Origin of the sequence: Acidovorax radicis (genome assembly GCF_020510705.1) — a bacterium.
Classification (GTDB): domain Bacteria; phylum Pseudomonadota; class Gammaproteobacteria; order Burkholderiales; family Burkholderiaceae_C; genus Acidovorax; species Acidovorax radicis_A.
On the sequence record NZ_CP075184.1, the window covers coordinates 2,728,383 to 2,755,277 of the forward strand.

Sequence of the window (26,895 nt, forward strand, 5' to 3'; positions counted from 1 at the left end):
CATGACCAAGTTCGTCAGCGGCATGGGGCGGGGTTCTTTCATACAAGCCCCTGGTAGTTGCCCATCCATTGCCCGCTCGGTTCAAGCCATCCCGCCACAGTCTCCGGTACACGCGTTTTCTCATGGGTAACAACACCCTTTTGGCCGGCACCGCGCTCATGTCGCTGCTGCTGGTGCTGGCTTGGCTACCGCCACAAGAGTCGTTGCGCCCGTCGCGCAACACATTGCTGCTGCTCGGCGTGGCGGGCGGGATCGTTTCGGTGGCCTCCTTTGAGGCCCTGCGAGCCAACGCCCCCGAGCTGCATGTTGTGGCGTATCCCACTGTCGCCGCTTTCATGGCCCTTTTTTTTGGCGCCCCGGCGGCCATCCTCACGGCGTTGATCAGCCTGGCGGCGGTGCTGTGGACAGACACCTCGGCCGCCATCCCCGCCGCCGCGGTGCTGGGCACAACCGTTGCCACCGGGCTGCTATGGCGCTGGATGGGCTATCGCCTGCGCACGCCGGCCTGGGCACCCCTGATCGGACTGTCTCTGACCCTGCCCTTGGCGGCCACCTGCGGCCTGTGGGGGGCGGACACCGGGCCTGGCATCGGGCACGACATGCCGTGGTACCACGGCGCGGGGGTCTTGATGCTGGGCGTGGGCCAGTTGCTGCTGGCCAGCAAGGCCCGCTCCGAGTTGGCGGGCAAAGACATGCAGCAATCGCTGTTGCAGCGTGAGCAGCAGTTGAGCCTTGCGTTGGGCTCGCTGAGCGGTGGCCGCTGGGAGTGGGACGTGGCCGCGCGCCGGTTCCGTTGTGATGGTGCTTTTTACGAGGCCTACGGCATCACCTCGGCCGACGCCCAGGCGCCCGACCTCTGGAACCGCTGGTACGCCCGCCGCCACCCCCAGGATGCCGAGCGCAACGCCGCGCACCTTGCGCGCGCCATGGACGGGCTGGAAGAAAGCTATGAGGCGGAGTTCCGCGTGATGGACACGGCGGGGCACTGGCGCTGGCTGATGTCGCGCGGCACCGTAGCACGGCGCGATGACCTGGGTCGCCCGCTGAGCCTCGTCGGCATGGACGTGGACATCACAGCCCACCACGAAGTGAAAGAAGCCTTGCGGTCTGCCGAGACCAAGTACACCACCTTCTATCAGACCCTGCCCGATCCGGCCGGCATCTCGCGCATTTCAGACGGCCGCTACGTCGATGTGAACCCCGCGTTTTGCGAGGTGATGGGACTCACCCTTGAGGCCGTGGTGGGCCGTACCTCCGGCGAACTCTCCATTTGGGCCAGCCCCGAGGAACGCGCCCGGCTGGTGGAGACCTTTCTGCGCGATGGCAAGGTCGACCGGCTGCCGCTAATGGCCCGGGGCAGAGGCCGGACCATTCCTGGGCTCATGTCAGCACGCTCTGTGCTGATCAATGGTGAAAATTGCTTTGTTTTCATTTTTCACGACATGACGGAAGCGCAACGCCAAAGCGACGAACTGCGGGCGCTCTACAACCAGTTACGGCAGGCGGGCCGGCTGGCGCGGCTGGGCGCGTGGGAAGACGAACGCGGCAAGGGGCTGGTGTCGTGGTCGGACATGTGTTTTGAGATCCACGGGCTCGACCCACGGCTGCCACTGCCCTCGAACTACATCGAGCGCCATGTGGCGCCGGCTTACCGGGAGCCACTGCGCGACAGGTTCCGTCTGAGCATCCTGCAGCGCGCGGCGTGGAGCATGGAGCTGGAGGTGGTGCATGCTGATGGCCACCTGCTGTGGGTACGCGCCAGCGGCGAGCCCGTGATTGAAAACGACCGCGTCGTCAAAGTGCGTGGTGTGATGCAGGACATCGACGAGGTCAAGCGCGCCGAGCAGCGCCTGCGCCAGTCGGAAGAGCGCTTTTCGCGCATTTTTCACCTCATGCCCTACCCCATGGGCCTGTCCCGTCAGAGCGACGGGCAGTATGTGGACATCAACCCCGCCTGGGTGGCGCTGACGGGCATCCCGCGCGAAGAAGCGATTGGCCATACGGCCATTGAACTGGGTCTTTTCAGCAGCGAGGATCGCCAGCGCCTGATGGCCGAGGTCAAAAACAGCGGGCAGTTGCGCGACTATGAGGTCAAGCTGAACGTGCGCAACGGCTCGCAACGCATCGTGCTGCAGTCGATGCGGCCCACCGAGTTTGACGGCGAATCCTGCTGGCTGTTCTCGGTGCACGACATCACCAACCGCGCGCGTGAAGAAGAACAGGTGCGCGAACGCGAAGCCCTGCTGTCGCTCACCCTATCGGCCGCATCGCTGGGGTTGTGGGACTGGAACCTGCAAACAGGTTTTGTCATGGGCGACAACCGCTGGAGCGAAATGCGCGGCCTGCCCGTACCAGAAGGGGCACAGACCTCGATCGAATCGATCCAATGGACGAATGGGACGGCCTCCGAAGACATCGACCGCATCACGGCCGAACTGATCCGCCATACCGAGCACCCCGCCACGCCGTTCGACACCACGCTGCGGGTCAGCACCGTGGGCCAGACGCCCCGGTGGGTGCGCAACCTGGGCAAGATCGTGGGCTTTGATGACCAAGGCCGGCCAGAGCGCATGTTGGGGGTGTCTATCGACGTCACGCCCCAGCGCGAGCAAGAGCTGCTGCTGCAACGCCTGGCGCTGTATGACGCCTTGACGGGCCTGCCCAACCGGGTGTTGCTGGCGCGCAAGCTGCAAGAGTGCATGGACCAGGCCCGTGATACCGGCACGCAGCTGGGGGTGGCGTACCTCGATCTTGACGGGTTCAAACCCGTGAATGACCGGCTGGGGCATGGTGCGGGCGACCGGTTGCTGGTGGTGGTTGCAGGGCGCCTGACCCGCGCACTGCGGCCCATGGATTGCGTGGCCCGGTTGGGCGGCGACGAATTCGTGATCCTCATGCCGGGGCTGGAATCGGTAAGCGACTGCGATCACTTGCTTGAACGGGTGATGCAAAGCGTCTCGGCCCCCTACACCATCGACACCGAGCGTGTGGTGGTGACCGCCAGCATCGGCTACACGATCTTCCCCCACAATGCGGCCGACGCAGACACGCTGCTGCGCCATGCGGACCAGGCCATGTACGCCGCCAAACAGGCCGGTCGCAACCGGTTTCACCAGTTTGACGCGGCCCACGAACAAGCCATGCAGTTCATGCGCGCGCAAGGGCTCCATCTGCGCGATGCGTTGGCGGACGGCCAGTTCACGCTGTATCTGCAACCCAAGGTAGACATGCGCAGCGGCGCCGTGGTGGGAGCCGAGGCACTGGCCCGCTGGCAACACCCCGAACGTGGCATCGTGAGCCCTGCCGAATTTCTGCCGCTGCTCGAAGGCACCGGGCTGGAAATCGGTTTTGGCGAGTGGGTGGTAGAAGCCGCGCTGGCGGTTCTGGAGCACCTGCTCGACAACGCAATGCCCATGCCGCTGAGCATCAATATCTCAGCACAGCATTTGCAGCAACCCGGCTTTGCGCCCTGGATGGCCGAATGCCTGGGGCGCCACCCTCGGGTGCCCGCACACCTGGTGGAGATTGAAATCACCGAAAGTGCGGCCCTTTATGACCTGCTGGCCGTCACCGCCACGCTGCAGGAGCTGCGCGGCCAGGGCGTAGCGGTATCGCTCGACGATTTCGGCACCGGCTATTCATCGCTGACCTATCTGCGGCGGCTGCCCATGGACACGCTCAAGATCGACCAGAGCTTTGTGCACGGCATGATGGGCGACCCCGGCGACCTGGCCATCGTGCAGGGCGTGATCGGCTTGGCCCGCTCGTTCGGCTACCGCGTGATCGCCGAAGGCGTGGAAACCGTCGAGCAGGGCCAGATGCTGCTGCAGCTCGGCTGCACCCAGGCGCAGGGCTACTGCATTGCACGCCCGATGCCGCTGGAGGACTTCATTGGCTGGGCGCCAGCGTGGCAACCACCGGCGGGGTGGCAGCGGCAGCGGCCGGTATGAAATTTGAATAAAAAATGGCTCTAGCGCTTGTCCATAAAGCACGGATAGCTATCTTTTTAATACCGTTTTGAATCTCTATGCACCGCCAGGCAGCGCCCAGGAACATTCGCGAACTTCGTACCCACGAACTCACGCAGCTGCTCACCCTGTACCAGCATCTGCACGAACACGACGAGCCGCTCCCCCCGTCGCCTGGAGTCGAAGCCGTGTGGGCCGAGGCACTTGCCAATCCACGCATTCGGTACTTTGGGGATTGGAACGAGGACCTTTTGGTCGCGTCTTGCACGCTCACCGTCATACCCAATCTGACACGCGCATGCCGCCCCTACGGCGTCATCGAGAACGTCGTGACGCACTCGGCCCATCGCGGCCAGGGCTGGGGGCATGCCCTGTTGCAGCACGCACTGGCCCACGCATGGCGGGAGCGCTGCTACAAGGTCATGCTGATGACCGGCCGAAAGGACGAAAGCACGCTGAGGTTCTACGAGAAAGCTGGTTTTGACCGGAACGGCAAACAGGCTTTTGTCGCCAAACCGGTGACTTAGGCCGTCGCGGTCATCACCACGCCAAGCCGTCAGAAAAGTAGCTGCAGGCCCCGCGCACAGGCTCGGTTACCCCACCAGGTCCTTCACCTGTTGCAGCGCAGCCGGGTCTTCCATGGTGGTCAAATCGCCTGGATCGCGCCGCTCGGCCACGGCCTGCAGGGCTCGGCGCAGCAGTTTGCCGCTGCGTGTCTTGGGCAGCACGGTCACAAAGTACACGCGGGATGGTCGCGCCACGGCGCCGAGCTGGCTGTCCACCTGCTTCATCACCTCGCCTTCGAGCTTGAGGCGTGCGGCCTCTAAATCAAGGCCCGAGGCATCGCGCGCCACGGCAAACGCCATGGCCACCTGGCCCTTGAGGCTGTCGGCCACGCCCACCACGGCCACTTCGGCGATATTGGGGTGCGAGGCGATGCTCTCTTCGATCTCGCGCGTGCCCAGGCGGTGGCCGGCCACGTTGATCACGTCATCGGTGCGGCCCAGGATGAAGTAATAGCCGTCGGCGTCACGGATGCCCCAGTCGAAGGTGCTGTAGATCAGGCGGCCGGTGATGCTCTTCCAGTAGGTGTTCACAAAACGTGCGTCATCGCGCCACACGGTCTGCATGCAGCCGGGGGGCAGCGGGCCTTCGATGGCGACCACGCCTTTTTGGTTGGCGCCGGTCAGTTCTTCGCCGTTGCTCTCGTCGATGAGCTTGACGTTAAAGCCATACATGGCTTTGCCAGGGCTGCCAAAACGTGTCGTCTGCGGCTCCACGCCGTTGGCCAGGGTCAGGATGGGCCAACCGGTTTCGGTCTGCCAGTAGTTGTCGATGATGGGCACCTGCAGTGCATCGCTGATCCATTGCGCTGTGGGCTCGTCGAGCGGCTCACCCGCCAGCCACAGGGCCTTGAGGGTGGAGACGTTGTACTTCTTGAGCCAGCTCGCATCCTGCTTCTTGAGCACCCGCACCGCCGTGGGGGCCGAGAACATGTGGGTGACCTTGTATTTTTCGACAATGCTCCACCACACGCCAGGGTCGGGCCGCGTGGGCAGGCCCTCGTACATGATGGTGGTCATGCCCGCAATCAGCGGGCCATAAATGATGTAGCTGTGGCCCACCACCCAGCCGATGTCGCTGGTGGCGAAGTACACGTCTCCCGCCTTGCCATCAAAGATGTGCTTCATGCTGGCGGCCAACGCCACCGCATAGCCCCCCGTGTCGCGCTGCACGCCCTTGGGTTTGCCGGTGGTGCCACTGGTATAGAGCGTATAGCTGGGGTGGGTGGCATCGACCCATTCGCAAGGCACCGTGAGGTGGAGAAATCGTTCGCGCAGCGGCCCCCATTCATGATCGCGCCCCACTTGCAGTTGCATGGGCGCCAGGCCACGGTTCACCATCAGCACGGCTGCTGGCTTGTGTTTGGACAAGGTGATGGCGTCATCCAGCAAGGGCTTGTAGGGCACAACCTTGCCACCGCGCGAACCCGCATCGGCACTGACCACCGCTACCGGTTCCGAGTCTTCGATGCGCGAAGCGAGCGAGCCCGACGCGAAGCCGCCAAACACCACCGAGTGCAACGCCCCGATGCGCGCGCAGGCCAGCATGGCAAAAGCGGCCTCTGCAATCATGGGCATGTAGATGAGCACGCGGTCGCCCTTCTTCACCCCCAGGGACAACAGCACGGCCGCCATGCGCTGCACCTCGGCATGCAGCTCGGCAAAGCTGTAGCTGCGCTCGGTATCGGTTTCGGTGGAGATGGCCACCAGCGCGGGCTGCGCGGCGCGCGACAGCAGATGGCGGTCCACGGCGTTGTGGCACAGATTGGTGGTGCCGCCCTCAAACCACTTGGCAAATGGCGGGTTGCTGTAGTCGCACACCTGCTTTGGCGGGGTACGCCAGTCAATCAGACGGGCCTGCTCGGCCCAAAAAGTATCGCGGTCGTCAATGGACTGGCGGTAGAAGTCGGCATATGCGGTCATTGCGGGTGTCTCCTCGGCATCTCTCGCCCTGCCAGAACAGCAGGTTTTGAATTCATAATTATTCATAACGGGCTTGCGGCAAACTGACGGAAGGTATTCCAAAGCGGACGCTGAGTCCATCACACGCAGGTTCCTGCGCCGCCATGCGCCGCCGCGCCATCGCCCAGGCGCAGTATCCATCCCGTGGGCAGCCATCTCTATAAAATCGACTTTCTGTATCGGCAATCGATTATTGAAAAGCGATCGTCAATGAAATCAAACGAATCCCTGGCCGATTCGCACCGTGGCGACCGCAACCCCTGGTCTATTTTTCTCATCTTTCTGCGCCTTGGGCTCACTTCTTTTGGTGGCCCTGTCGCGCACCTGGGCTACTTTCGGGATGAGTTCGTTACCCGGCGGCACTGGCTGTCCGAGCGCAGCTATGCAGATTTGGTGGCGCTGTGCCAATTCCTGCCGGGGCCCGCAAGCAGCCAAGTGGGCATGGCATTGGGCCTGTCCCGGTCGGGTTATGCCGGTGCGCTGGCCGCCTGGGCAGGCTTCACGCTGCCTTCGGCCGTTGTCTTGATCCTGTTCGCGCTGGGCATTTCCAACCACGGCGATGTCCTATCGCCCGGAGCGCTGCACGGCCTGAAAGTGGTGGCAGTCGCGGTCGTTGCCCAAGCGGTGTGGGGCATGGCACGCAACCTCTGCACGGGCGTGCTGCGTGTCAGCATCATGGCCGTTGCAGCCTGTGTCGTTCTGCTTGTGCCGTCCGCCTGGGGGCAGGTCGGCACGATTGTGGCCGCAGGCATCGCGGGTCTGCTGGTGTTCAAACCCACGCAAGACGGCGCGCACGATCCCTTGCCGATCACGGTGAGCCACCGCGCTGGCGTGATCTGGTTGACGCTGTTTTTTGCCCTGCTGGCCGGTCTGCCATTGCTGGCGCAAATCGTGCCGAACCCCGTCACGGCCATGGTGGACGCCTTCTACCGTGCGGGGTCCCTGGTTTTTGGCGGCGGCCACGTCGTGTTGCCGCTGCTGCAAGCCGCGGTCGTGCCTTCCGGTTGGGTCAGCAACGAAGCCTTCCTGGCGGGCTACGGTGCCGCGCAGGCGGTGCCCGGCCCCTTGTTCACATTCGCCGCGTTCCTCGGGGCCTCCATGGCCACGGCGCCTTCTGGCTGGATCGGCGGCATGATTTGCTTGCTGGCGATCTTTGTGCCGTCCTTTCTACTGGTCGTCGGTGCCCTGCCCTTCTGGGAGCGGCTGCGCCACAGCCTGCGCACGCAGGCGGCGCTGGCCGGTGTCAATGCTGCCATGGTCGGCATCCTGCTGGCGGCGCTCTACCAGCCGGTATGGATAAGCGCCATCCATCAGCCACAAGACTTCGGGCTGGCCGTAGTGGCTTTTGTGGCGCTGATGTTCTGGAAGCTCCCACCCTGGCTGGTCGTTGTTGGTAGCGGCGCGGTGGGTTGGCTGCTGGGCGCGGTTTTGTGAGACCGGGGCAATGACCGGCAAAGACGACATGAGCGCACGGAGCGCCGCGAGAAACGCGAGAGAGGCGTCTACGAGATCACCGGGCAAGGCCAGATAGCGCTTGCAGAGGCGCGGGCAAAGGTCAAAGAGCTGTTCGGTGCACTGTTTGAGGCCCAATGACCGGTGATTGCGCTTGCCGCGCACGGGCGCAGGCACGCCAATACGCTATATTTTTGATAGCTGTTAGCGCTTGATGGACAAGCGCTAACAGCCAAAAACCATCAAGAATCAGTTACTTGATCAACCCCAGCACGTCCTTGAACGCGGGGTGCTCGCATGTGCCCAGCCATTCAAACGCCACCATCTCGGTGGTCACCAGCTCAGCGCCCGCGCCGGCCAGGCGGTCAAAGGCGGCGTCGCGGTTGCGTTCGGTGCGCGAGCCGCAGGCGTCGGTCACGACCCACACGTCGAACTCGTCTTCCAGCAGGTCAAGCGCCGTCTGCAGCAGGCAGACATGGGCTTCGCACCCGGCGATCACGATGGTGCCGCGCTCGTCGCCCTGGGCTGCAGCGGGCTTTTGCAGGTGTTTGGGCAGGCTGCGCGCATTGCCACCCTGGGGCTTGGCGGGGGGGCGCAGCCATTCGCCCAGACCTTCTTCGGCGGCGCTGAAGTGCATCTTGGCCAGGGTTTTCTGGCACAGCGCGCGCAGCGCGGCGTCATTGGCGCCCAGGCGCGAGGGGTTTTGCTCGGTGCCCCACACGGGCACGTCGAGCATGCGGGCGATCTCGGCCAAGCGGCGGGCGTTGGCCAGCACAGCGGTGCCTTCAAAGATGGCGGGCATCAGGCGCTCCTGGTAGTCGACCAGGACGAGTTGGGATTCGGTGGCGTCAAGCAGCATGGTGTGAGATGTGGTTTGTTGGTGGGCCTGCCCGCTGGGGTGGCAGCGCTTTCAGAGCGTGGCGCATTGTCGCAGCCCTGCGGGGGTGATCGGCTATGAAGACGACAGTACCGTCTGCAGCGCCGCAGCCAGCGACCCCGCCATCGCCACCGCGTTGCTGGGGTGGGGAATACAGTCGGTGCTCCACACCGCACCCACGCCCGCATCGTGCAGCGCCTGCAGCGCGTCGCCCGCAAACAGTGCATGCGTTACAGCCACATCGACCGATGCGGCGCCTGCCTGCAGCAGCAACCGCGCCGCCATCGCCAGCGTGCGGCCGGTACTGGCCATATCGTCGAGCAATACCACCGCCCGGCCCTGTGCGTTGAGGGTGGGCAGCTCGATGGCCACCTCGTGGTCGCCATGGCGTACCTTGGTGCAGACAGCGTGATCAAACCCGTGGCGCGCGGCGGCCTGGGCGATCCATTGCGCGGATTCGCCATCAGGGCCCACCAGCAGTGCATTCGGGCGCTGCTCTGCGATCAGGTCGGCCAGGGGCTCGGCGCCGCTGAGCACCACGGCCTGTGGCACGGGGATGGCCTGCCCCAGCCGGTCGATGCGGTGCAGGTGCGGGTCCACGGTGATCACTGCGTCGAACAACCCAGCCAGGAACCCGCCTACCACCTGCTGGCTCACGGCCTCGCCGGGGTGGAAAGCGATGTCCTGCCGCATATAGGCCAGGTACGGCGCTACCAGCGTGAGGTGCTGCACGCCCAGCTGGCGCGCGGTGCGGGCCACCAGCAGCAGCTCCACCAGTTTTTCGTTGGGCTGGTGCAGGCTGCGCAGCAGCACGGCGTGCCTTGGCAGGCGGCCTGCGGCATCCACCGGCAGGCGCAGCTTGAGTTCTCCATCAGGGAAACGATGGCGTTCGATGGCCTGGGCGGCCAGGCCTGCAGCCTGCGCCAAGCGCACCGCAGGCGCCGCTTCATCGTCGAAATACAGCAAACAGGCGGTTTCTGATGGGGTCATTGTCAGAATTCCACAAACGCACGGGGCACTTCGTCGGCGGCGCCCAGGCGGTAGCCGCTGTCGCGCTCGCACGCGTGGCGCGCAAACTCCAGGTCGGCCGGGTAGCTGGCATGCACGCGGTACAGCAAGTCCCCCGCAGCCACGGTGTCGCCCAGCTTGTGCATCAGGTCCACCCCGGCGCCCGGCACCTTGGGGGCCCCTGCCAGTCGGGCCACGCGGGCGATCTGGTAGTTGTCGATGCCCGCGACCACGCCGCTGGCCGGCGCCACTACGTCGAGCGTGAGCGCGCCCAGCGCCGGGTGGTTGTGGTCGAAACCCGTGCTGCCCTGGGCCGCGATGATGGCGTTCATGCGCGCCAGGGCGCGGCCGGAGTCGAGGATGTCACGCGCAATGGCATAGCCGTCGCCGCCGCGCACATCGGGGTCGCACTCGATCAGACGCCCGGCCAGGCGCAGCGATTTTTGCCGCAGGTCGTCGGGCGCGCGCGGATCGTTTTGCAGCACCCGCATCACGTCACGCGCCTCCAGCACCGGGCCCACGCCATTACCCACGGGCTGGCGGCCATCGGTGATGACCACGTCCAGCGACAGGCCCATGCGCCGTGCCACATATTCAAACAGCCGCCGCAGGCGCTGCGCGTCGGGCATGGACCGCACCTTGGCCGTGGGGCCGATGGGAATATCGAGCACCAGATGCGTGGCACCGGCCGCCACCTTCTTGGACAGGATGGATGCGACCATCTGCCCGGCCGAGTCGATGGCCAGGGGCCGCTCCACCGAGATCAGCACGTCATCAGCGGGCGACAGATTGGCCGTGCCGCCCCAGGCAAGACAACCCCGATAGTCGCGCACGATGTCAGCCAACTGCTCCAGCGGTAGCTCCACTTTGGCCAGCACCTCCATGGTGTCGGCCGTGCCAGCCGGAGAGGTGATGGCACGCGACGAGGTCTTGGGGCACAACATGCCGTGCGCCGCCACGATGGGTACCACCAGCATGGTGGTGCGGTTGCCGGGAATGCCGCCAATGCAATGTTTGTCGACCACCAGCGGTTCGTGCCAGTCCAGCCGCCTGCCGCTGGCCACCATGGCGTCAGTGAGGAAGAACACCTCCTCGCGGTCCAGCTCGCTGCGGTGGCAGGCCACCACAAAGGCCGTGAGCTCTATCTTGGAATAGCGGTGGTCGGCAATGTCGCGCACGATGGCGCCAAAGTCCTCGCGCGTGAGGCGCTCGCTGGCAATCTTGCGAAACAGCGCCCCCATGGATTCGGGCGGTTCGGCCTGGGCCACCGATACGGTGTGGCCGTTGTCCACGCCCAATTGCGCAAAGGCATCTTCCGACAGGCCCAATTCGTTGCAGCCCACGATCGCAGCGTCGTCCACCACGTTCACCGTGGCCAGAATGCGGCGGCCATTGGCACGCACCTCGATCTTGGACAGGGCTTGGAAGCCCTCGGCCCGGTACACGGCGCAGTCGCGGTGCAGGTAAGCCACGTTTTCACGCCAGGTGTCGATGGCGACACGGCGCAGGGCCAGCTGGGACCGGGGCAACGCGTCAGTGCCATCGACAAGGGCCGTGGCAGCGGGTGCAGGGGAGGAAGAATCGGATGAAGGGTAAGGCGCTGCGTGCATAGCGTCAGCCTATACCGAAAATGCGCCGCGACATCTCAGGGGCACCCCACGCCAGCGTGTGCAGCACGCAGATCTGTCAAATCTCATGACCTGCATCAAGAACACCTCGCCATCGCCGCAGCCACAGGTCACTCGATTCGGCTGCAACCGCAGCAACCAGGCCCACGGGGCTGCCGATCACCCTGTAAAGCATCGCTCCCTTCAACAGGTACAAACAGGTACAGAAAGAAGGGATAGTGAGAGGCAAGGAGCCCACAACACCCAGCGCATGCCCGGTTGGCAGGCGCCACGGCCCACCGCAAGGTGGTCGCATAAAACCTGCGAAGTCAGATTATCTGAATCAAATCAACGGCTTGTAAAATCGCTTATTACAAATAACCAATGAAGCCGTGTTACCCTTCGCCCCCATGTCCAGATGGTTTTGCACTCTTCTTCTTGCCTGCGCGGCCACCGCACAGGCCGCACCAGCCCTCACCAGCCATGACGATATCGATCGTCTGATTGCAGAAAAAGGGCTCTTGACGCGGTTTGAAGATGTCGGCCACAAGGTGGCAGACAAGGCCCACAGCGTTGCCGACCGAGCGTCTGATCTGGTGAGCAATGCCATGGGTTTTCTGGGCGTGCCCTACAAACGGGGCGGCAACAGTGTAGAGACCGGTTTTGACTGCAGCGGTTTTGTCCGCGCCATGTATGAACAAACCGTGGGCCTCCTGTTGCCCCGCCGGGCGGATCAGCAAGCCGCAGCAACCCAGATCATCGACAAAAAAGAACTGCAGCCCGGCGATCTCGTTTTCTTCAACACCATGCGCCGCAGTTTCAGCCATGTCGGTATTTACGTGGGCGACGGGAAATTCATCCATGCCCCCCGCAGCGGCACTGAAATCCGGGTGGAAGACATGGGCATCTCCTACTGGGCCCGCCGCTTCAATGGCGCCCGCCGGGTAAATCCCCCCGAAACCGTGGCTAACGCGCCAGCCGCGCAGCAATAAACGTTGGTCACGGTGGCGGATAAAACTGCCCACCGTACCTTGGCCGAGCCTCTCTGAGGCGCCCGAGCGAGCGCTTAAATCAGTGGGCCCTGGCGAACGTCGAGCAGGCGTTTTTATGCTGACTAAGGCTTCACGACGTATGTCGTCTCTGTGCTGCGAATCGGCGCACCCACAATATTTACCGGCCCGATGGACGGATTGCTGAGCATCGCTTTGGCCGACGCCATATCCGCGCGATATCGGGCCCTCGCCTGAGATTCACATCCCTTGCGCTCGGCGGCAGCCATGGTCCGGCATTCCTCCAGGCTCACCTTCAAGCCGCCGCCCGCTTCGCGAATGGCCGATTGATACCGCTGTTGGGGTGTGGAGTCTGGCACCGCACCGCGCGCCAACGATGCCTCGTCATTTTGTGCGGATGCGCCCAAGGGTACCGCCAGCAAGCCGCCGGCCGCCAAGACCATGGCCAAGAAAGAACGTGAGGGGGTAAAGCACCATGTTTGCATGAAAACTCCTTTTTCTTCATCACTCGGTGTCACGAGGCAAAAAATCGGTTTCAGGTGACTCCGACATCCGGGCTGATGTCGCTCCACTGTAGGCCTGCCACGGGACACCCCCCGCCAGCCTGTGCCGCGCTACCATGTGGGCCACCACCTACAAGGCGTTGCCATGCCATCCACGGCCCCCGTAGACGACGACACCCCGGCGCAGCACGATAAGGCTTATCTGCGACGCCTGCTGTCTGCCCGCAACCAGATGCCGGGGTGCACGGCCACCGTGGACGCCGCCATCGAACAGGCATTTGTACGCCGTGTCGCCATCCTCGTGCTGGACATGTGTGGCTTTTCGCGCATTACACAAAGCCACGGCATCATTCATTTTCTGGCGATGATCCACCAAATGGAGCAGGCTGCCCGCCCCGCTATTGAGGGCAATGGCGGTGAGGTCATCAAGCAGGAGGCCGACAACCTGTTTGCTGTGTTTGCCGCGCCCGAGCAGGCGCTGGAAGCGGCACTGGACACGCTGCGCGCGCTTGACGCCATGAATGCCGTGCTCCCTCCCGAGCGCGCCCTCCACGTGAGTGCAGGCATCGGCTATGGCGCCACGCTCGTCATTGCCAATGAGGACCTGTTTGGCGCCGAAGTGAATGGCGCCTGCAAACTGGGCGAAGACATCGCAGCGACCAACGAAATTCTGCTCACACGGGCCGCACATGTCTGTTTGCCGCCCGGCCACTATGCGTGTGTAGCAACCGAACACCACCTCTCAGGCCTGCACCTGCAGGCGCACCGCTTTGAGCGCTGCCTGTTTGAACGTCCTTTGGGCAACATGTCGCCTCATGGGGCCTTGCAGCCATAAAAAAGCAGGCGGGCAGCGGGGCGGCAATCACCCTCTACAGTGCAGTGCAAAATTTGTGCACATTCACTTTGTATACGTTGTCTGACACGGCAACGAATCCATTTGTCTGTAGAGTAATCACTGAGTCCAAATCACATCGAGGGGATATGAATGTTTTCACTACTGGGGATGCTATTGATCGGTCTGGTCGTCGGCTTCATCGCTCGCGCCATCAAGCCTGGCGACGACAAGCTGGGCTGGATCATGACAGCGCTTTTGGGCGTCGCGGGCTCATTCTTGGCAAGCTACGTCGGCACGGCCATGGGTTGGTATGCGCAGGGCGACACGGCGGGCTGGATCGCCTCGGTGGTCGGTGCAGTCGTGCTGCTGGTGTTGTACGGCCTGGTCAAGAGCAAGACGTGAAGCAAAACGTGAACTGGCGCCGCCTGTCTGAACCAATGGGTAGCATGTCGCGCGCCACGACTGCAGGCTGAGGGTGCCGATGGCTACGTCCGCTCAAATGGCTGCAGGCGATCCGACGCTGATCGCGGCCGTGCAGCGTGCCCGAAAGCTGCTTCACCGTCGGGCGCTGGCCGCCGCTGCGGCCAGCGTAGTCCCCATTCCCGGGCTCGACTGGGCTGTCGACGCTGCGCTGCTTTCACGGCTGGTTCCTCAAATCAGTGCCGAGTTTGGTCTCTCAGCCGAGCAACTAGACCAGCTTGACCCCAACAAACGTGAACAGGTGCAAAAAGCCGTGGGGCTGGTGGGCTCCGTGCTCATTGGGAAGATGATCACCCGTGAAGTTATCCTGCGGCTCACCCAATCCATGGGTCTGCGCTTCACCACCAAGCAGGTCGCCAAATATGTGCCGCTGGCGGGCCAGGCACTGGCCGCCACGATGGGGTATGCCACGCTGCGCTATCTGGGCGAACAACACCTGCGCGACTGTGTGCGTGTGGTGCAGCAATCGGGACTCAAATTGCAGGGCCCGGGCCTCCAGTAAGCAAAGCCTCATAGCGGGTTGACTTGTCACGCCGCGCCCCACACCGCGCCCCCTGGATACATCGATCGCTAGTCGGCCTTGAACCCCGTTGCGGCCACGGCTTTGCCCCAGGTGACGGTGTCGGCCGCAATGGTGCGTGCAAAGTCCTGCTGGCTGGTGCCCGTCACGCGAAAGCCCGCCTCTTCCATCTTTGTCTGACCTTCGGGAGACTGCACGGCTTTCACGATGTCTGCGTTGAGTTTGGCGATGATGTCGGGCGGGGTTTTCGCCGGCGCGACGATACCGAACCATGACGAAAACTCCAGGTTGGCATACCCCTGCTCCTTGATGGTGGGGACATCGGGCAGGATATTGGTGCGCGCGGCGCCCGTGCTTCCCAAGGCAACGAGTTTGCCGGCCTTGACGTTGGGAGCTGCCAACCCGACGCTGGCAAAAACGCCTTGTACATCGCCGCTGAACAGGCCACCGAGCGCATCCGATGTGTTCTTGTAATGCACGGGCTCAGGCTTGAGTTTGACCGCATCGCCAAACATATAGGCGCCAAAATGCCCCGGGGTGCCTGCACCAAACGTGGCAAGAAACAGGCCTTTTTGCTGTTTAGTCCAGTCCACGAAGTCTTTCACGTTGCGCGCGGGCACCTTCTGCGGATTGACCAGGAGCACAAAGTCAGAGGTGACCACCTGGCTCACGGGCACGAAATCCTTGGCAGGGTCGTAGGGCAGCTTGTTGTAGCTGCTGGGGGCAATGCTGAGCTGGCCGGTTTCTCCCAGCATCAACGTGTAGCCATCGGGTGCTGCACGCGCGGCCTCGCTGGCGGCGATCAAACCCCCAGCGCCAGGCTTGTTGTCCACGATCACCCCCAGGTTGCCCCAGCCTTCCGAGAGTTTTTGCGCCAGCAGGCGCGCCACGATGTCCGGCCCCGTGCCTGCGGGAAAGCCCACGATGATGCGCACCGCTTTGCTCGGGTAGGCGGCACTCCCGGCGGTCTGCGCCTGCGCAATCGCGCAGGGGGTGCCCAGGCTGGCAGCCACGATGGTCGCCATCAAGGTGCGGCGACCATTCACGACCAGGGGTGCGTTGAAAAGAGGCTTCATTTATTTGTCTCCACGTGGTTTTATGAGGGAAATCGCAAAAGGCGAGCGTCAGGCCAACTCAAAGAAACGCATGGCTACCGAGTCCGGGTAGCGCGCGCCAGAGCCCACGAACATGCGCTCGGCTATCCAGGCCAGCGCGGGCGAGGCGGTCTCGAAGCGCGGGCTGCAGCGAAAGTAAATCGCCCCCGGATCCACCGCTTCACCGCGCACCAGCCGCGCGATCAGCTCCGGCGGGCCCGAGCGCACCGCTTGGTTGTGCACGTAGATGAAGTCGCCGCCATCGGTCTCCAGCACGTAGCGCGCATCGAGCTCGGAGAGCCGCTCGTTCACGATGAGCTGGAAATCCGCGCCACCAGGCAGTACCCGGGCGGTCCAGCCGTCGCCCGTGGCCATGCCGCCGGTAATCGGAATCAGCCGTCGCAGGCCATGCACCGTCTGGCCAACCTCCTGGGGCTGGCCCACCTGCACGCGCAAGTCGGCAAAAAAAGTCAAGCGGGGTTCTGGCAAGGGCAGCAGGTCGGACATGGGCACAGGCGCATCACGCAACGGGTTAGGAATGAACCTAGCGTAAATCCGGTTGTGCCAGTCGCCTGTCATCCCTGAGGATGACAACCCGATGACACGGTTTTACATGCCCTCCAGGCGCATTCAACGATGAGGCAATGGATCCTCTCCACACCTGCCGCTCCCAGCCGGCAGGCCGCCATCGGCTCGGCCGCGCATGCCCTGGCCGGCATGGTGCAGCGCCTGGGCGAGCCCGGTTTTGCACCCAGCCTGCTCGACGAGCTGGTGCCCGTGCTGCCAGCGGCCTCATGGTCCGTGTACCGCACCGGGCACCGCTGCAAGCCCACCTTGTTCATGTCCGCCAGCCGGGGCGTGCCTGACACCACGCAGGACTGCTGGTGGGCCTACCTTTCCGGCCCCTACCGCCGCGACCGCACCTGGGGCCGCGCATTCGAAGACGCGCCCGCAGAGCGCCTGACCCGCCTGTGCCACGTAACCGCCACCGAAGTCGAAGGCGAGCACCGAGCCCGTGTCTACGAAGCGCATGGCGTGGCCGAGCGTGTTTCGGTGGCCGACTATGAAAGCGACGGTTCGGTCTTCGCGGTCAATTTCTACCGCCACCAGCACCAGGTGCCCTTCCGCGATGGCCAGATCAGCGACTTCGAGGCCGTTGCCCCGGTGCTGCTGGCCCTGGCGCGCAAGCACATCGCGCTGGCGCGCCCGCAGGCCATGCCAGCCGTGCAAGACCATCCCGACGCGGATGAGGTGCTGCGGCCTGCCCTGGCCGCCCTCCCCCAGGGCCTGCCGGCCTTGCGCGAGCGCCTGCTGCGCCTGCAGCCAGACCTCACGGACCGCGAACTCGACGTCTGTGCCCGCGTGCTGCAGGGCATGACGCACGAAGGCATCGCGGCCGACCTGGGCCTGGGCGTGCCCACGATCAAGACCTACCGCAACCGGGCCTTTGCCCGCCTGGGCATCCACTTTCGCAACGAACTGTTTGCAAAAGTCCTGGGCCGCTGATCCAAAGCGGCGTGCAGCGCCTGTTGACCGGTGACCCGGCATGAGGGGCTGCGGCCTTTTCCTCACGTTGCCGCCGGGATCAGTTCCTCTTCAAACTGCTACGGCCCCCGACGGCCGCCCAGTCAGCGTGGATCTTGGCCACGAACGCTGAGGCCTGAGCCTGGCGCCAAGGCCAGGAGTCATGCACTGCGCCGTGCCGGTGGTCGAGTGGTCCGGGCACAATCATTGCCCAGTGACACGCCCCGGTGACCCTTCCTCCCATTCCGCAGAACCCATTCCACCGCGCTTGGACCGCCAGACGGTGATCGCCGCCTGGGTGGCCGCCCTGCGCCGCCAGGCCGATGCCACAGCGCTCAAGGCCCTGCCCCCGCTGACGGACGCCGAGGCTGCGCGCGTGATGGGGCAGATGCGGGGCGACGATACAGATACCGCATCAGCCCCCGCCCAGCGCCCGGTCCTGCCGCCCGGCATGGCCCCCGGCCACTTCCAACCGCGCATCACGCTCATAACCCTGGGCCGGGGCGATGGGCTGCTGGGCCTCAAGCCGCAGGGCAAGATGGGGCCGCGCGGCGACAGCGTGACGCTGGTGCAGATTGACTGGACCTACCGCACCGACAGCGGCGCCACCTGGCAGACGCCTGCCCCCACCTCCATCCTCAACGCGCGCCCTGCCCCGGTGCAAGACCTGTTCGACACCGGCGGCCCGGTGGTGCGCATGCAGCGCAATCTGGCGGCTGAATCCGATGCCATGGACCGCATGTGGGACCTGGGCCTGATCCCCGTGGATCCCAGCAAGCTGCAATGGCGCCACCGCGCTGCTGCCGCCACGCTGGGCCCCGTATGGACGCTGGCGCAGGAGGCGCAGTTTGGTGACTTCTGGGCCGAGCAGATCCCGCAGCTGCGCGCCGAGGGCTGGAGCGTGGTGGTGCACCCCGGCTTTGCGCACGAAAGCGTGCCCGTACAGCGCTGGAAGCTGCTGATCGCCCCCGACACCGGTGAGGTGCTGGGCAAGGAGGTGGATGGCCCGCTGGCTTCACGCGAACGCCCCGTGCAAAAGCTCATGCTGCCCGAGCGCGAAGGCGCCTGGCTGCTGAGCCTGGGCATCGAAATCGACGGGCAGACGCTGGACCTGGCCCCTATGCTGGCCGACCTGCTGCGCCGCGACGCCCGCTGGCTCAACGCGCAGCAAATGGCCGCCATTGATGACATCGCCATCATTTCGCTGCGCGCCCCGGGCGGCAAACGCATTGACGCACCCGCGGGCCCGCTCAAGGCCATCGTGGGCGCCATGGTGGATCTGCTGACCGACCCGACACGGAATCAGCGCAAGGACGGCGACCCGCTGCACCTGGGCGCGTGGGAGGCCCGCCGCATCGAAGCCCTGCGCGCCGGGCTGGTGTTGGCGCACCGCGTGGGCACGGTCAATGGCTGGAACAACGACTGGCAGCTGCAGGGCGACGCGGGACTGACCCAGCTCGCCAAGCGCCTGCGCACCATCGGCACCCCGCAGCCGGTGGCTGCACCCCAGGGTCTGCAGGTGCAACTGCGCCCGTACCAGCTCGAAGGCCTGGCTTGGATGCAATACCTGCGCGCCCAAGGCCTGGGCGGCATATTGGCCGACGACATGGGCCTGGGCAAAACCGCGCAGGCCCTGGCCCATGTGCTGGCAGAGAAAGAGGCCGGCCGCCTCACCCGCCCCGCCCTGGTGGTGCTGCCCACCTCGCTGCTCTTCAATTGGCAGGCCGAGGCCGCGCGCATGGCCCCCGGCCTGCGTGTGCTGGCACTGCACGGCGCGAGCCGGGGCCAGCGCTATCTGCAGATCGCCGACCACGACCTGGTGCTGACCACCTACCCGCTGCTCTGGCGCGATGTGGACGCGCTGGCGGCCCAGCCGTTTCACCTGCTGATCCTGGACGAAGCGCAGATGGTGAAAAACGCCGGCAGCCGCAGTGCCCGCGCCCTGCGCAAGCTGCAGGCGCCGCACCTGCTGTGCCTGACCGGCACGCCGCTGGAAAACCACTTGGGCGAGCTGTGGGCGCAGTTCGACTTTTTGATGCCCGGGTTTCTGGGCGATGTGCGCAGCTTCAACGCCCGCTGGCGCAAGCCCATCGAGGAAAATGGCGAAACCCTGCGCGCCCAGTTGCTGGCGCAGCGCGTGCGCCCCTTCATCCTGCGCCGCCGCAAGCAGGACGTGGCCACCGAGCTGCCGCCGCGCACAGAAACCATCTTGCGGGTGCAACTGCAGGGCAAGCAGCGCGAGCTGTACGAGGCCGTGCGCACCACCGCCGACAAGCAGGTGCGCCGCGCACTGGAGCGCCAGAGCTTTGACGGCGCGCAGATCACCATCCTCGATGCACTGCTGAAACTGCGCCAGGTCTGCTGCGACCCGCGCTTGGTGAAAGGCACCACGAAAACTGCGCAAACGATGGAGCGCGCCAAGCTCGAACTGCTGGCCAACCTGTTGCCCGCCCTGGTCGATGAAGGCCGCCGCGTGCTGGTGTTCTCGCAGTTCACCGAAATGCTGGGCTTGGCGGCCGAGCTGCTCGACACCCTGGCCCTGCCCTACCTCACCCTCACGGGCCAGACGCCGCCGCGCCAGCGCGGAGCCGTAGTGAAACGCTTTCAGGCAAAGGACGAGACCAGCGCCCCCATCCTGCTGGTGAGCCTCAAGGCCGGTGGCTTGGGCCTGAACCTCACGGCCGCCGACACCGTGATCCACCTGGACCCCTGGTGGAACCCCGCCGTGGAAGAACAGGCCACCGCCCGCGCCCACCGCATCGGGCAGGACCAGCCGGTGTTCGTCTACAAGCTGGTGGTGGAAGGCAGCATCGAAGAGCGCATGCTGGAGCTGCAGGCCCGCAAGGCTGCCTTGGCCCAGGGCGTGCTGGGCCACGACACCGAGGGCGCGGTCAAGTTCAGCGAGGCCGACCTGCACGCCCTGCTGGCGCCACTGACCGAGCCAGCCAACAACCCGCTGGGCATACCAGGCGAAGACGCGCTGCGCTGGGGCGGCACCGGCAAACGGCGGCCTCGGCCGCTGCAGCCGCCTGAAGTTTGAGTGTTTTTGTGGCCACTAGCGCTTATCTGTCAAGCGCTGGAAGCTATCAATACAGAAGCAATCTGGGTCTGAGAACCTTGGCCCACGAAAAGCGCAGAATTCAAAAGCAAGCTTCGGAGTGCGCCCCACGGCCACCGTCCCTAGAGTGCAAGGCATCGCAAACCACCTCGTGAGCCATGCACCATGATGAATGTGAACGCCCTTCCTCACAGCGCCACCATGCCAACCCGCAACCCCCCCTCTGCCAAGGCCGCGCAGGCCACCGCCACCCAAGCCGACCCACGCTGGGCCGCAGTGGCGGCGCGCAGTGCGGCGGCGGATGGCAGCTTCTGGTACTCGGTGCAGACCACGGGCGTGTATTGCCGTCCCAGTTGCGCGGCGCGCACGCCACGGCCAGAGAACGTGCGGTTTCATGCCAGCTGCGACGACGCAGAACGCGCCGGGTTTCGCCCCTGCCAACGCTGCAAGCCACGCCAGGCCACCCCGCTGTCGCACCACGCGGCGCTGGTCACAGAGGCCTGCCGCATCATCGAAAGCGCCTCGCCCGGTGAAGCCCCCACGCTCGATGCACTGGCGGCGCGGGTGGGGCTGAGTGCATCGCACCTGCACCGCATCTTCAAGCAGGCCACCGGACTCACCCCCAAGGCCTACGCGGTGGCCCAGCGTGCACAGCGGCTGCGCAGCGCGCTCGACAGCCAGCAGACGGCCTCGGTGACCGACGCCATCTATGGCGCGGGCTATCAGTCCAGCAGCCGGTTTTATGAACAATCGGCCCAGGTGCTGGGCATGCGCCCCAGCCACTACCGTGCACGCGGTGCAGCCCAGGACATCCGCTTTGCCATTGGCCAGTGCTCGCTGGGCGCCATTCTGGTGGCGCAAAGCGACCGGGGCATCTGCGCGATTTTGCTGGGGGATGACCCCGAGGCGCTGCTGCGCGAGCTGCAGGACCGGTTTGCGCAGGCCCACCTGATCGGCGGCGACGCCGCGTTTGAAGCCTTGGTGGCGCAGGTGGTGGCGTTTGTCGAGGCCCCGGGCCTGGGGCTGAACCTGCCGCTGGATGTGCGTGGCACGGCGTTCCAGCAGCGGGTGTGGCAGGTGCTGCAAACCATTCCCGCCGGGCAGACGGCCAGCTACGCCGAGGTGGCCCAGCGCATCGGCAGCCCCACGGCTGTGCGCGCCGTGGCGCAAGCCTGTGCGGCCAACGCGCTGGCGGTGGCCATCCCCTGCCACCGGGTGGTGAAAAGCAATGGCGCGCTGTCGGGCTACCGCTGGGGCGTAGAGCGCAAGCAGGCGCTATTGACGCGCGAATCCGCTACGGAACCTACCCAGCCGCTGGTGGAGAAGGTGGCATGAGCGCTGTGGCGCTTCCCACACCAGCCACCGCAGCAGATGGGGCTTGGCCCCAGCGCGCGGCCGCCCTCGACTGGCATGCCGCCACTGAGGCCCTGCACCAGCAGGGCAACGCGGTGCTACCCCACCTGCTGTGCGCCACCGAATGCGCCGCGCTGGCCCGGCTGTACGGCCATGCGGGTGAAACCACCTTTCGCAGCCGTGTGGTGATGCAGCGCCATGGGTTTGGCCAGGGCGAATACCGGTATTTCAGCTACCCGCTGCCCGATGTGGTGGCCAGTCTGCGCGAGGCGCTGTACCCCCACCTGGCCCCCATCGCCAACCAATGGAACACCGCGATGGGCATCGACGTGCGCTACCCCGCGCGGCATGCCGACTTCATGGCCCGCTGCCACGCCGCAGGCCAGGTGCGCCCTACCCCGCTGCTGCTGCAATACGCCGCAGGCGACTACAACTGCCTGCACCAGGACCTGTATGGCGAGCATGTGTTCCCGCTGCAGGTGGCGGTGCTGCTGTCAGAGCCGGGGGACGACTTCACGGGCGGCGAATTCGTGCTGACCGAGCAGCGCCCGCGCATGCAGTCGCGGGCCGAGGTAGTGCCGCTGCAGCGCGGCGACGCCGTGGTGTTTGCCGTGCACCACCGCCCCGTGCAAGGCACGCGCGGGCCATACCGCGTACAGATGCGCCATGGCGTGAGCCGGTTGCGCAGCGGGCAGCGGCACACGCTGGGCATCATCTTTCATGACGCAGAGTGACGACGTTCGCGGTGGCCGACGCATGCCGCACCATCGCCACGCACGACCAATGCCATGACCGCAAGCCTGTTCGACGACCCGCCCCAGCCCGCCCAGCCGCCCGAGGTGCTGGAGCCCGGCGCCATGGTGCTGCGCAGCTTTGCGCTGGCGCAGGCGGCAGACTTGCTGGCCGCAGTGCAGCAGATCACATCCCAGGCGTCCTTCAGGCACCTCATCACGCCCGGCGGCCTGCGCATGTCGGTGGCCATGACCAACTGCGGTGCGCTCGGCTGGGTCAGTGACCGCAGTGGCTACCGCTATGACCCCATCGACCCAGAGAGCGGCCAGGCCTGGCCTGCCATGCCGCCGCTGTTTCGCCAGCTGGCGCTCGATGCGGCCCACGCAGCGGGCTTCCCCGGCTTTGCGCCCGATGCGTGCCTCATCAACCGCTATGCCCCCGGCACGCGGCTGTCGTTGCACCAGGACCGCGACGAAGGCAACTACGCCCACCCTATCGTGTCGGTGTCGCTGGGCATTCCGGCACTGTTCCTGTGGGGCGGCGCACAGCGGGCTGATAAAACCCGGCGCATTGCGTTGTTGCATGGCGATGTGGTGGTCTGGGGTGGCCCGGCGAGGCTGCGTTTTCATGGGGTGCTGCCGCTGCCCGAGGCCAGTCACGCCCTGACGGGCGCCCACCGTATCAACATCACCTTTCGCAAGGCGCGGTGAGTCGGTCGCGCATTGCATGCCTTTTAGACTTTTTAGATCTTTTAGGCCGCTACCGCTTGCTACACAAGCGCTAAAAGCTATCAAAAAAGGAGCGTAAAAAGCCGCCTTCCCGTCTTTGCCAGAATGGCGCCATGCCACAGTCCATCCAACCCACTCCATCTTCGGCTCCTCGCTACTGGCTCATGAAGTCCGAACCCGATGAGTGCTCCATCGACGACGCCCTGGCCGCGCCCGGCGCCACGGTGCCCTGGACCGGCGTGCGCAACTACCAGGCGCGCAACTTCATGCGCGATGCGATGCAGGTGGGTGACGGCGTGCTGTTCTACCACTCCAGCTGCCCCGAGCCCGGCATCGCCGGCATTGCACGGGTGGCGTCTGGCGTGCGGCCCGACCCCACGCAGTTCGACCCCACATCGCCTTACCACGACCCTCAGTCGCCAGCTCACACGCCCCGCTGGCTGCTGCTGGATGTGCAGGCGCTGCGCAAGACGCGCCTGATGCCGCTGGCTGAAATGCGCGAACACCCGGCTCTGGCCGAGATGCGGGTGCTGCAAAAAGGCAGCCGGCTGTCGATCACGCCCGTCACGCCGCACGAGTGGGACGCCATCACGCGGGCACTACAGGATCAGACGGGGTGACCGACAGCGAACCGAGGGGCCAGCGGTGTGATGCAGCGATGCGCGATGCAGTGCGCGGCCCCTGCCACCGCCCACCCATCCGTCCATCCAGCGTTGGCGGCAATTAGGCCGCCTGGCCCACGATGCGGTTGCGGCCCTGGTGTTTGGCCTGGTAGAGGCAGCGATCCACCTCTTGCACAAACAGCACGGGGTCGTCTTTTTCGGCCGGGATGATGGTGCCCGCGCCCACGCTCACCGTCAGCCATTGCCCATCAGGCGACGCAGCGTGGGGAATTTGCGCCTCGAACACGGCTTGCCGACAGCGCTCGGCCACGGCCATGACGGCCGGCGCGTCGCTGGAGGGCAGCAACAGCACAAACTCTTCGCCCCCGTAACGCGCCAGCAGATCACGCGGGCGGTGTGTGGCGTCGGCCAGCGCACGCGCCACGCGCTTGAGGCACTCGTCGCCTTCGATGTGGCCGTAGTGGTCGTTGAACAGCTTGAAATGGTCCACATCAAACAGCAGCAGCGACAGGGGCCGCACTTCGCGCCGCGCGTCCAGCCACTCGGCGTGCAGCACCTCATCAAACTTGCGCCGGTTACTCACGCCAGTCAGGCCATCGCGAAACGACAGGTCTTCCAGCTCGTGCTGCAACTGCAGCAATCGCTCTTCGGTCTGCTTGCGTTCGGTGATGTCAAACATGAACCCCACCAGGGACTGGACGTTGCCCTCACCATCGCGCACCACATGCACCACATCGCGGATCCATACATAGCCTCCACTGGCGGTGAGCGCTCGGTAATCCGCCTCATGGTCCACCCCGGCCTGCGACTGCGAGACGCAGAAGTTGACCACGTGCTCGCGGTCGTCGGGGTGCATGCGGTCGGCCCAGTCCTGCACCGTCAACCAGCTCGAAGGGGTCCAGCCCAACAAGGCTTCGATCTGCGGGCCGATGTATTCAAACGTCGCCGTGGCCCAGTCAATCTTCCACGGGATGGCGAGCGTGGACTCGAGCAACGTACGAAAAAGGGTGCTGTCGGGTGTAGAACCTGGCACAGATGCAGGTACAGACGCGAGTGCTGGTGCTGGTGCTGGCAGGGTCATGGCGTGGCTTATCGGTGGCCGATGGTGCGTTGAGCATAGCGCAGTGGGTGCCGGTAAGCATTACGGGGCCACGCCATCTGGCGCACGCACCACCAGCACCTTCAAGGCGCGCTCGGGGTCGGTGTCGGCAAATACCGCAGGGTTAGCCACGCGCTCCACCAACTCAAGCCCGGGCGCCAGTTCGCGCAACTGCTCTTGCAGGAAAGTGGCGCCCAGCTCGGGTGCGTTCAAGCACAGCAGCGCAAAGCCGCCCGGCGCCAGCAGGTCGGGCAGGCGACGAATGAGGCGGGCGTAGTCCTTGGTGGCCACGAAGCTGCCCTTTTGGTAGCTGGGCGGGTCCATGATGACCAGACCGTAGGGCCCGCTGCGGTTGATCTTGCCCCAACTGCTGAAGATGTCGTGCGCCAGAAAGCTGGCCCCGGTGGTGATGCCGTTGAGCTGGTGGTTCTGCTGCCCGATCCCCATGGCGCCGTGGCTCATGTCCACATTGGTCACGTGCTTGGCACCTGCCTGCAGGGCCACCACCGAAAAGGCGCAGGTATAGGCAAACAGGTTGAGCACCTTCAGGCCATACCGGTCCTGGCTGTGGGCCTGGGCAAAGTCGCGCACCCAGCGGCGGCCCTCGGCCATGTCCAGAAACAGGCCGTGGTTCTGGCCGCGCAACACGTGCACGCGGTAGCGCGCGCCGCGCTCGGTCACCACATGCGGGTCGGGCACGGCGCCGGCCATCAGGCGCGTTTCGCTGCGGCCCTCAATGCGCAAGGCCTCTCCCCGGTGCTGAAACACCCAGTTGAGCGGCTCGCCTGCAGGCGCGATCTGCGCCCACCGCGCCTGCAGCGCCGCGCCGATGGTGGCGAGGTCTTCTTCTGCAGCGGGCGCAAAACTCGTAAGCACAAAAACGGGGGGATACACATCCAGCGACCACTGCTCGCACCCCGCGTGCAACCCGCCCCGCCCGTGAAAGATGCGCTGGGCATCGGTAGGCAAAGGCATGGCGGCAATGGCGTCGAGCAGGGCTTGCATGAAAGGTGGGATCGGTGGAAGAAAAATGCCGAAATGTGCATGCGACAAGCAGCGAGCGCCTGTGCATGAACGCCTTGAAGCTACTGAATCAATAGCAGACAGCGATTATCGCGGGTCCGGGCTGAAGGAGCCCTGTGTGCGGCCGATGGCAGCACCATGCGCAGCCGAATGCCGAACGCCGAACGAGCCCGCAGCGCTCTGCCCTGCTCAGCTGCGTGCTGCCGCGTACTGCTCCAGCGCCACGTGCTGCAACAGCATCACCGTTTTTCCGTCTTGGATTGTGCCGTCGCGTATGGCGGCCAAGGCGTCGCCCAGGGGCATTTCGATCACCTCGATGTCTTCGCCTTCATCGGCCATGCCACCCCCGGCACGAATGCGGTCAGCGGGCTCATAGTCGGCCACAAAAAAGTGCAGTTTTTCGGTGACGGAGCCTGGGCTCATATAGGCCTCGAACACCTTGCGCGGGGCGCGGATGCGGTAGCCAGTTTCTTCCTCGGCCTCGCGGCGGATGCAGGTTTCGGGGTCATCCCCGTCCAGCAGGCCGGCGCAGGTTTCAATCAGATAACCATCGGCGCACCCATTCAGAAACGCTGGCAGCCGGAACTGGCGTGTGAGCACCACCGTCTGGCGGCGTGGGTCAAACAGCAGCAGCGCGGCGCCATTGCCCCGGTCATAGGCCTCGCGGCTTTGGCGTTGCCACTGGCCGTCGCGCCGGCGCAGGTCGAAGCTGACCTTGCGCAGCACATACCAGTTGTCGGACAGCACCTGCACCTCAACGTTGCGGACATGGTCGACCACGGGCACGGTGATGGCTGGAGCGGATGTGGGTTGCGGGCTATCAGGTGAAGTCATGGGGTGCTATCAAAACATGTCTGCAACGCCCTGTCACCCAGC

General features: G+C 65.0%; 23 protein-coding genes. 13 read left to right on the plus strand and 10 right to left on the minus strand.

Annotation, left to right across the window (positions count from 1 at the left end; translation table 11 throughout):
• Nucleotides 1–122: 122 nt before the first annotated feature.
• Nucleotides 123–3,950 (plus strand): EAL domain-containing protein, encoded by a 3,828-nt coding sequence (locus KI609_RS12435; RefSeq protein ID WP_226443662.1) that lies wholly within the window; start codon nt 123–125, stop codon nt 3,948–3,950.
• Between the two features lie 77 nt (nt 3,951–4,027).
• Nucleotides 4,028–4,495, plus strand: coding sequence for a GNAT family N-acetyltransferase (locus KI609_RS12440; protein ID WP_226443663.1), 468 nt, complete (start codon nt 4,028–4,030; stop codon nt 4,493–4,495).
• A 66-nt stretch (nt 4,496–4,561) separates the two neighbouring features.
• On the opposite strand, the gene KI609_RS12445 is transcribed toward KI609_RS12440, so the two are convergent.
• Complete coding sequence (locus tag KI609_RS12445; RefSeq protein WP_226443665.1) at nt 4,562–6,454, minus strand: propionate--CoA ligase; 1,893 nt, start codon at nt 6,452–6,454, stop codon at nt 4,562–4,564.
• A 249-nt stretch (nt 6,455–6,703) separates the two neighbouring features.
• Between KI609_RS12445 and chrA the strand changes: the two genes are divergently transcribed.
• Nucleotides 6,704–7,927, plus strand: a complete 1,224-nt coding sequence (chrA, locus tag KI609_RS12450; RefSeq protein ID WP_226443667.1) for a chromate efflux transporter — start codon at nt 6,704–6,706, stop codon at nt 7,925–7,927.
• Between the two features lie 271 nt (nt 7,928–8,198).
• Here chrA and KI609_RS12455 read toward each other — a convergent pair whose 3' ends face one another.
• The 3 genes from KI609_RS12455 to KI609_RS12465 all read right to left on the minus strand — a co-directional run bounded on the left by KI609_RS12455 (nt 8,199) and on the right by KI609_RS12465 (nt 11,344).
• Nucleotides 8,199–8,804 (minus strand): isochorismatase family protein, encoded by a 606-nt coding sequence (locus KI609_RS12455; protein WP_226443669.1) that lies wholly within the window; start codon nt 8,802–8,804, stop codon nt 8,199–8,201.
• 93 nt (nt 8,805–8,897) lie between these two features.
• A complete protein-coding gene (locus KI609_RS12460; protein WP_226443671.1) occupies nt 8,898–9,812 on the minus strand; it encodes a ribose-phosphate diphosphokinase in 915 nt (304 codons plus the stop codon).
• A 2-nt stretch (nt 9,813–9,814) separates the two neighbouring features.
• Nucleotides 9,815–11,344 carry a thymidine phosphorylase family protein gene (locus KI609_RS12465; RefSeq protein WP_226450380.1) on the minus strand — a complete coding sequence of 510 codons (1,530 nt, stop codon included), beginning with the start codon at nt 11,342–11,344 and terminating at the stop codon, nt 9,815–9,817.
• 503 nt (nt 11,345–11,847) lie between these two features.
• On the opposite strand from KI609_RS12465, the gene KI609_RS12470 reads away from it, so the two are divergent.
• Entirely contained in the window at nt 11,848–12,429 is a 582-nt protein-coding gene (locus KI609_RS12470) for a C40 family peptidase (RefSeq protein ID WP_226443673.1), read from the plus strand.
• A gap of 122 nt (nt 12,430–12,551) precedes the next feature.
• On the opposite strand, the gene KI609_RS12475 is transcribed toward KI609_RS12470, so the two are convergent.
• Nucleotides 12,552–12,932 carry a hypothetical protein gene (locus KI609_RS12475; RefSeq protein ID WP_226443675.1) on the minus strand — a complete coding sequence of 127 codons (381 nt, stop codon included), beginning with the start codon at nt 12,930–12,932 and terminating at the stop codon, nt 12,552–12,554.
• 163 nt (nt 12,933–13,095) lie between these two features.
• Here KI609_RS12475 and KI609_RS12480 point away from each other — a divergent pair, with 163 nt between their 5' ends.
• From KI609_RS12480 to KI609_RS12490, 3 genes are all read left to right on the plus strand, one after another.
• Nucleotides 13,096–13,785, plus strand: a complete 690-nt coding sequence (locus tag KI609_RS12480) for an adenylate/guanylate cyclase domain-containing protein (protein ID WP_226443676.1) — start codon at nt 13,096–13,098, stop codon at nt 13,783–13,785.
• A gap of 150 nt (nt 13,786–13,935) precedes the next feature.
• Nucleotides 13,936–14,187 (plus strand): GlsB/YeaQ/YmgE family stress response membrane protein, encoded by a 252-nt coding sequence (locus KI609_RS12485; RefSeq protein ID WP_226443677.1) that lies wholly within the window; start codon nt 13,936–13,938, stop codon nt 14,185–14,187.
• A gap of 79 nt (nt 14,188–14,266) precedes the next feature.
• Nucleotides 14,267–14,767, plus strand: a complete 501-nt coding sequence (locus KI609_RS12490) for a hypothetical protein (protein WP_226443678.1) — start codon at nt 14,267–14,269, stop codon at nt 14,765–14,767.
• Between the two features lie 68 nt (nt 14,768–14,835).
• On the opposite strand, the gene KI609_RS12495 is transcribed toward KI609_RS12490, so the two are convergent.
• Both KI609_RS12495 and KI609_RS12500 read right to left on the minus strand, forming a co-directional pair.
• Entirely contained in the window at nt 14,836–15,861 is a 1,026-nt protein-coding gene (locus tag KI609_RS12495; RefSeq protein ID WP_226443679.1) for a Bug family tripartite tricarboxylate transporter substrate binding protein, read from the minus strand.
• 48 nt (nt 15,862–15,909) lie between these two features.
• The gene (locus tag KI609_RS12500; protein ID WP_226443680.1) at nt 15,910–16,386 is read right to left on the minus strand and encodes a DUF3237 domain-containing protein; all 477 of its coding nucleotides are present in this window, start codon (nt 16,384–16,386) and stop codon (nt 15,910–15,912) included.
• A gap of 129 nt (nt 16,387–16,515) precedes the next feature.
• On the opposite strand from KI609_RS12500, the gene KI609_RS12505 reads away from it, so the two are divergent.
• The 6 genes from KI609_RS12505 (at nt 16,516) to KI609_RS12530 (ending at nt 23,894) form a co-directional block, all read left to right on the plus strand.
• Nucleotides 16,516–17,385 carry a helix-turn-helix transcriptional regulator gene (locus tag KI609_RS12505; protein ID WP_226443681.1) on the plus strand — a complete coding sequence of 290 codons (870 nt, stop codon included), beginning with the start codon at nt 16,516–16,518 and terminating at the stop codon, nt 17,383–17,385.
• Nucleotides 17,386–17,566: 181 nt separating this feature from the next.
• A complete protein-coding gene (locus KI609_RS12510; RefSeq protein ID WP_413463318.1) occupies nt 17,567–20,443 on the plus strand; it encodes a DEAD/DEAH box helicase in 2,877 nt (958 codons plus the stop codon).
• Nucleotides 20,444–20,662: 219 nt separating this feature from the next.
• Nucleotides 20,663–21,796: a bifunctional DNA-binding transcriptional regulator/O6-methylguanine-DNA methyltransferase Ada gene (gene ada / locus KI609_RS12515; protein WP_226443682.1), complete on the plus strand. Its 1,134-nt coding sequence runs from the start codon at nt 20,663–20,665 to the stop codon at nt 21,794–21,796.
• Complete coding sequence (locus KI609_RS12520; protein WP_226443683.1) at nt 21,793–22,548, plus strand: 2OG-Fe(II) oxygenase; 756 nt, start codon at nt 21,793–21,795, stop codon at nt 22,546–22,548. Before ada ends, KI609_RS12520 begins: the two co-directional genes overlap by 4 nt.
• A gap of 54 nt (nt 22,549–22,602) precedes the next feature.
• Complete coding sequence (gene alkB, locus KI609_RS12525; protein WP_226443684.1) at nt 22,603–23,256, plus strand: DNA oxidative demethylase AlkB; 654 nt, start codon at nt 22,603–22,605, stop codon at nt 23,254–23,256.
• A gap of 131 nt (nt 23,257–23,387) precedes the next feature.
• The gene (locus tag KI609_RS12530; RefSeq protein ID WP_226443686.1) at nt 23,388–23,894 is read left to right on the plus strand and encodes an EVE domain-containing protein; all 507 of its coding nucleotides are present in this window, start codon (nt 23,388–23,390) and stop codon (nt 23,892–23,894) included.
• Nucleotides 23,895–23,997: 103 nt separating this feature from the next.
• On the opposite strand, the gene KI609_RS12535 is transcribed toward KI609_RS12530, so the two are convergent.
• From KI609_RS12535 to nudK, 3 genes are all read right to left on the minus strand, one after another.
• Nucleotides 23,998–24,978, minus strand: a complete 981-nt coding sequence (locus KI609_RS12535; protein WP_226443687.1) for a GGDEF domain-containing protein — start codon at nt 24,976–24,978, stop codon at nt 23,998–24,000.
• A gap of 60 nt (nt 24,979–25,038) precedes the next feature.
• Entirely contained in the window at nt 25,039–26,001 is a 963-nt protein-coding gene (locus KI609_RS12540; protein ID WP_226443688.1) for a class I SAM-dependent methyltransferase, read from the minus strand.
• A 207-nt stretch (nt 26,002–26,208) separates the two neighbouring features.
• Entirely contained in the window at nt 26,209–26,853 is a 645-nt protein-coding gene (nudK, locus tag KI609_RS12545) for a GDP-mannose pyrophosphatase NudK (RefSeq protein ID WP_226443689.1), read from the minus strand.
• Nucleotides 26,854–26,895 lie beyond the last annotated feature (42 nt).

Excerpts from the sequence above, each read along its gene's own strand:
- KI609_RS12440 (WP_226443663.1), top strand. The coding sequence starts at position 4,028 with ATGCACCGCCAGGCAGCGCCCAGGAACATTCGCGAACTTCGTACCCAC.
- KI609_RS12495 (WP_226443679.1), bottom strand. The coding sequence starts at position 15,861 with ATGAAGCCTCTTTTCAACGCACCCCTGGTCGTGAATGGTCGCCGCACC.
- KI609_RS12475 (WP_226443675.1), bottom strand. The coding sequence starts at position 12,932 with ATGCAAACATGGTGCTTTACCCCCTCACGTTCTTTCTTGGCCATGGTC.
- KI609_RS12470 (WP_226443673.1), top strand. The coding sequence starts at position 11,848 with ATGTCCAGATGGTTTTGCACTCTTCTTCTTGCCTGCGCGGCCACCGCA.
- KI609_RS12485 (WP_226443677.1), top strand. The coding sequence starts at position 13,936 with ATGTTTTCACTACTGGGGATGCTATTGATCGGTCTGGTCGTCGGCTTC.
- KI609_RS12455 (WP_226443669.1), bottom strand. The coding sequence starts at position 8,804 with ATGCTGCTTGACGCCACCGAATCCCAACTCGTCCTGGTCGACTACCAG.
- KI609_RS12445 (WP_226443665.1), bottom strand. The coding sequence starts at position 6,454 with ATGACCGCATATGCCGACTTCTACCGCCAGTCCATTGACGACCGCGAT.
- KI609_RS12490 (WP_226443678.1), top strand. The coding sequence starts at position 14,267 with ATGGCTACGTCCGCTCAAATGGCTGCAGGCGATCCGACGCTGATCGCG.
- KI609_RS12535 (WP_226443687.1), bottom strand. The coding sequence starts at position 24,978 with ATGACCCTGCCAGCACCAGCACCAGCACTCGCGTCTGTACCTGCATCT.
- KI609_RS12500 (WP_226443680.1), bottom strand. The coding sequence starts at position 16,386 with ATGTCCGACCTGCTGCCCTTGCCAGAACCCCGCTTGACTTTTTTTGCC.
- KI609_RS12505 (WP_226443681.1), top strand. The coding sequence starts at position 16,516 with ATGAGGCAATGGATCCTCTCCACACCTGCCGCTCCCAGCCGGCAGGCC.
- KI609_RS12540 (WP_226443688.1), bottom strand. The coding sequence starts at position 26,001 with ATGCAAGCCCTGCTCGACGCCATTGCCGCCATGCCTTTGCCTACCGAT.
- KI609_RS12435 (WP_226443662.1), top strand. The coding sequence starts at position 123 with ATGGGTAACAACACCCTTTTGGCCGGCACCGCGCTCATGTCGCTGCTG.
- alkB (WP_226443684.1), top strand. The coding sequence starts at position 22,603 with ATGACCGCAAGCCTGTTCGACGACCCGCCCCAGCCCGCCCAGCCGCCC.
- ada (WP_226443682.1), top strand. The coding sequence starts at position 20,663 with ATGCCAACCCGCAACCCCCCCTCTGCCAAGGCCGCGCAGGCCACCGCC.
- nudK (WP_226443689.1), bottom strand. The coding sequence starts at position 26,853 with ATGACTTCACCTGATAGCCCGCAACCCACATCCGCTCCAGCCATCACC.
- KI609_RS12510 (WP_413463318.1), top strand. The coding sequence starts at position 17,567 with ATGCACTGCGCCGTGCCGGTGGTCGAGTGGTCCGGGCACAATCATTGC.
- KI609_RS12520 (WP_226443683.1), top strand. The coding sequence starts at position 21,793 with ATGAGCGCTGTGGCGCTTCCCACACCAGCCACCGCAGCAGATGGGGCT.
- KI609_RS12480 (WP_226443676.1), top strand. The coding sequence starts at position 13,096 with ATGCCATCCACGGCCCCCGTAGACGACGACACCCCGGCGCAGCACGAT.
- KI609_RS12460 (WP_226443671.1), bottom strand. The coding sequence starts at position 9,812 with ATGACCCCATCAGAAACCGCCTGTTTGCTGTATTTCGACGATGAAGCG.
- chrA (WP_226443667.1), top strand. The coding sequence starts at position 6,704 with ATGAAATCAAACGAATCCCTGGCCGATTCGCACCGTGGCGACCGCAAC.
- KI609_RS12530 (WP_226443686.1), top strand. The coding sequence starts at position 23,388 with ATGCCACAGTCCATCCAACCCACTCCATCTTCGGCTCCTCGCTACTGG.